Annotated in this window: 4 protein-coding genes; 2 read left to right on the top strand and 2 right to left on the bottom strand. The window is 62.7% G+C overall.

From position 1 onward, the window contains the following. Positions 1–38: 38 nt before the first annotated feature. Together ACP7A3_RS20810 and ACP7A3_RS20805 are read right to left on the bottom strand one after the other, a co-directional pair. Positions 39–869, bottom strand: a complete 831-nt coding sequence (locus ACP7A3_RS20810) for an AAA family ATPase (protein WP_007406871.1) — start codon at positions 867–869, stop codon at positions 39–41. Continuing rightward, positions 869–2356 (bottom strand): Mu transposase C-terminal domain-containing protein, encoded by a 1488-nt coding sequence (locus ACP7A3_RS20805; protein WP_052811639.1) that lies wholly within the window; start codon positions 2354–2356, stop codon positions 869–871. The genes ACP7A3_RS20810 and ACP7A3_RS20805 overlap by 1 nt, the downstream gene beginning before the upstream one ends. A gap of 147 nt (positions 2357–2503) precedes the next feature. Between ACP7A3_RS20805 and ACP7A3_RS20800 the strand changes: the two genes are divergently transcribed. Continuing rightward, positions 2504–3097, top strand: coding sequence for a recombinase family protein (locus ACP7A3_RS20800; protein ID WP_007406866.1), 594 nt, complete (start codon positions 2504–2506; stop codon positions 3095–3097). Then, entirely contained in the window at positions 3094–3888 is a 795-nt protein-coding gene (locus ACP7A3_RS20795) for a hypothetical protein (protein WP_130119994.1), read from the top strand. Before ACP7A3_RS20800 ends, ACP7A3_RS20795 begins: the two co-directional genes overlap by 4 nt. The last annotated feature ends 8 nt before the right edge of the window (positions 3889–3896 follow it).

The raw sequence follows: 3896 nt of genomic DNA, 5'->3' as shown, positions 1-3896 counted from the left end.
GGTGTGGCTTTCAGCGGTAAATGTCACGAATGTCAGCACTAGGTGACGCCGATGACGAGGGTGCTGCGGGCGGCTTCCACGACATCCTCGCTGATGGTTGCGAGGCCGTTGATCTTCAGCACGCGCTCGATCTGCACGAACAGGCGGTGCAGTAGCCGGAAATTGCCACCTGTGATCCGAACGATGGCCGCGACCGCTTGCGCGTCGGTGAAATCGGCGTCGTCGAGGGCAAGGCCGAGGTCGCGCCAGCGGCGGGTCAGCACGAAGGTCAGCTCCGCATCCTGCAACGGCCGATATTGGTGGGCGAAGCCGACCCGGCTGAAGAGCTGGGGATAGCGCGCCATGCGCTTTTCGATACCGGGCATCCCGATCAGGATGAGCCCGATCCCCTGCCGATCGAACACGTCACGCATGTATTCCAGCGCCGTCGTCGACAGGCGCTCGGCTTCATCGACGATCACCATTTCGACGTAGCGGGTATGACGACTGACATAACGGACCTGTCCGACTTTCTGAGGCCGGACGTGTTCGTCGATGCAATGGTCCACTCGGTCGAGCAGCCGGGGCAGATCCTGCCGCAGTTCGCGCAACGTGCTGCCGACCGAAGGTGTGTAGAAAACCGCACGTGCCTGAGCGAGGTGGGCATAGATTTCCAGGTCGGATGGATCGCGTGGTCCCCAAACGGTGAGCAGGGGCGCAGCCTTGTGCCATCGGGCATACCGGCAGGCCGAGAGCGTTTTGCCGACGCCCGCTGGGCCATGACACAGGCCGATGTAGCGATGCTTCCGAACGGCGTCGGCGAACTCGATGAAGCGGCGGTGCTCTTGGGTCGAGATGAAGCTGGTCGCGCGCGTACTGCCGGCGGTCATCAGTCGCCCTCATAATAGGTGCGTAGCTTCGGCCGGCTTGGTGGCGGCGCCGGAGTCGCTGCGGAGACCGGCGCCAATTCAGGCAATCGCGCCGGTTTCGCGATCGGAGCCGGAGTGCGCAGGATCGCTGGAAGATAGTCTATAACGCTCGATTGCTTCTCCCTGATCTCCTGCCGCAGGCGACGCCGATGCGCGATCCGCGCCGCCTGGATGTCCTTTAGGGTGACACTGTTCGCGGCATGATCCGCATCGATCGCCCGGCACAGGAACACGTTGCGATGGAACACGCGGACTTCGCCCATGTCGCGGGGGTCGTAGCGGATCGTCACCGGCTCGCCGACGTAGGCTGCCAGCGTCGGATCGAAGTAGCGCAATCCCTCGAAGCGGATGCCGTCGCGGTGAACGGTGCGGGGCTTGGCGACCATGACCAGCAGCATGTCCAGTTCGGCAAGCGTCTCCGGCATCCGGGGCAACCAGCCATCGCCCCGCCATGCGGCTATCGGTGCCGCCCCGATCGAACGGTGGGGACGCGCATTATAGGTCGAGATGATCCAGGCGCCGATCGCCGCGTCCAGTTCGGCCAGTGAAAGGGCCGGTGGGGATACCGTCTTGCCGGCGCGCAGGTTGCCGGGGAGTTCGGCCAGCAGTTCGGTGTTGATGGTCCGGAACAGCCGCTCGATCTTGCCACGCCCCTGCGGACGGGCGACGGCTGAGTAGATCAGCCTGATACGCAGATCGGCCGCGGCCTGTTCGAGGTGGAGGCTGGTGAAGTCCGATCCGTGATCGACGTGCAGCACATCGGGAATGCCGCACACCGGCCATGCCGGATCGGCCTTGCGCCAGATGGCCTGGCGCAGCGCGAGCGACGTATTGAGCGCGGATGGCGCGCCGAGAAACACCATGTAGCCTGCGATCACGCGGGAATGATCGTCCACCACCGTCGTCAGCCACGGCCGTGTCGGCCTGCCACGAGCATCGAGGATGAGGATGTCGAGTTCGGTGTGGTCGGCCTGCCAGATCGCGTTCGGGCGATCGGCGCGATGACGATGGACCATCTCGTATTTGTCGCGGAAAGCGGCAGCGCCCTCATGCGCGAGCGTCAGCATCGCAGGATCGATCCGGCGCACGATATCGCGAACGCTGCCGTAGGACGGCGTGTGCCATCCATATTCGCTAGCGACATGCACAACGCGACGATGGATGGTTGCGATCGAGGCCGGCGGCTTCGTCAGCGCCATGCCCTGGATCAGTTGGACCAGACCGTCCGGGAACGTCCGTGTGCCAGCTTCCGGACGAAGCGGCCGCGCGAGGCCCATTGGACCGTTGGCGGTATAGCGAGCGAGCCATCGCTGGACGGTGCGCAGCGAAACACCGGCATCGGCCGCGACTTTGGCCAGCGACGCGCCACCATGCAGATGGGCGCGAAGTGCCGCCATTCGCCGCGCCACCTCCGCGCCTCCTGTCTCCGATCTTCGACCATCCGCCATGGTGATCGCCCCCTGTCCGATAGAGGATCGTTCAGCGGACTCGGCCGGTCGATCTCCAACAGCACGGAAAGCGGCCGAAAGCCGAGTCTCACATAGATGGTACCATATGTTTTGCGGTGATGGGGCCTTATACGTTACACTCCGGCTATGACGCACACGCTGATCGGCTATGCCCGCTGCTCGACCGACAAACAGGACCTTGCCGCCCAGCATGACGCGCTGCTCAAGCTCGGGGTGGCGGCCGATCGCATCTACACCGACAAGGGGCTCACCGGCACGAACCGGGATCGCCCCGGCCTCGACCAAGCACTAGCCGCAGTACGAAGCGGCGACACGCTGGTAGTGCCCAAGCTTGACCGGCTCGCGCGATCAGTTCCGGACGCGCGCGCGATCGGGGACGGCCTTGCTGCCCGTGGGGTGAAGCTACAGCTTGGTGCCAGCGTCCACGATCCGGCTGACCCGATGGGTAAGCTGTTCTTCAACATCCTTGCCACCTTTGCCGAGTTCGAGGCGGACCTCATCAAGCTCCGCACCCGCGAGGGCATGGCGGTCGCCCGCGCTAAGGGGAAGCTGCGTGGGAAGAAGCCCAAGCTGTCCGATCGGCAGCAGAAGGAGCTTCGTCGCATGTACGATACCGACGACTACTCGATCAGCGACCTCGCCGAGCTGTTCTCGATTTCCCGGCCGACCGTTTATCGAACGCTCGGCAGGCATGCTGCCACAGCGGCGGCAGCGGCATGAATCTCACCGAACAACAAGATGCGAGTAGTGCTCGCCGCTTCGACTTCATCCTTCGCCAAGGGCTGTGGCTGGTTTCACTTCTAGCATCCATCACGCTGCCCGTTGTTTACTTTTCACGTCCGTTTGCGCCGGTTACACCCGGCCTCACCAGTATTCTCGGTTGGGGTAGCCTCTTAGGCGTGATAGCTGGCTTGGGGTCTGCGGCTTTTTATGTTCCTCTGATGCGGCGTCAGTCTACCATTGGCCGCATCGGTTATTGGCTTACCTCGGCCATGATGGGTGCTTTCGCCGGTTGGGCAGCACTGGGTCTGCTGAATGACCGTGGTGGCACCCCTCTCGGAGATGTCGAACTGCCGATCGCCCGCGTCGAGCAGGCAGGTGATCAGTTCAGCATTTATACTATGCTACCTTCCTCACCCTCAAATATTATGCGGATATCATCGACCGAAATCATTGGCCTTCCTGTTGCCGGCCAATGCCTGTTCGGCAGATTGCGACGTGGTCTGTTCGCGGCTTCCTGGCTGTCGCGCCTTTCGGTTACGTCATGTTCGGCAAAGCGAGGTGAAGCAGGAACGAACGTGCTGATGCCGATAAATCGATGGATGGACTGGCGCTGGCACAAACCACGATCCTTCAGGCTGGACGGATCTCACCAAGCCTATGATGAGGCCCTTCCTCAGAGCGCAACGTGCCGGACCGAGCGGGAAAGCTGGCTTTATCAGTGCTTCCCCAAAGGAGCAGGCCGCAGGAGGCGACAATCAGTGATGTCACTTCGTGACATTTACCGCTGAAAGCTACA

The sequence above is a fragment of the Sphingomonas sp. DC5200-1 genome, assembly GCF_049897245.1.
Classification (GTDB): Bacteria; Pseudomonadota; Alphaproteobacteria; order Sphingomonadales; family Sphingomonadaceae; genus Sphingomonas; species Sphingomonas aquatilis.
Note: the sequence above shows the minus strand (reverse complement) of the source record. Positions and strands in the feature narration are given on the sequence as shown.

Excerpts from the sequence above, each read along its gene's own strand:
- ACP7A3_RS20800 (WP_007406866.1), top strand. The coding sequence starts at position 2,504 with ATGACGCACACGCTGATCGGCTATGCCCGCTGCTCGACCGACAAACAG.
- ACP7A3_RS20805 (WP_052811639.1), bottom strand. The coding sequence starts at position 2,356 with ATGGCGGATGGTCGAAGATCGGAGACAGGAGGCGCGGAGGTGGCGCGG.
- ACP7A3_RS20810 (WP_007406871.1), bottom strand. The coding sequence starts at position 869 with ATGACCGCCGGCAGTACGCGCGCGACCAGCTTCATCTCGACCCAAGAG.
- ACP7A3_RS20795 (WP_130119994.1), top strand. The coding sequence starts at position 3,094 with ATGAATCTCACCGAACAACAAGATGCGAGTAGTGCTCGCCGCTTCGAC.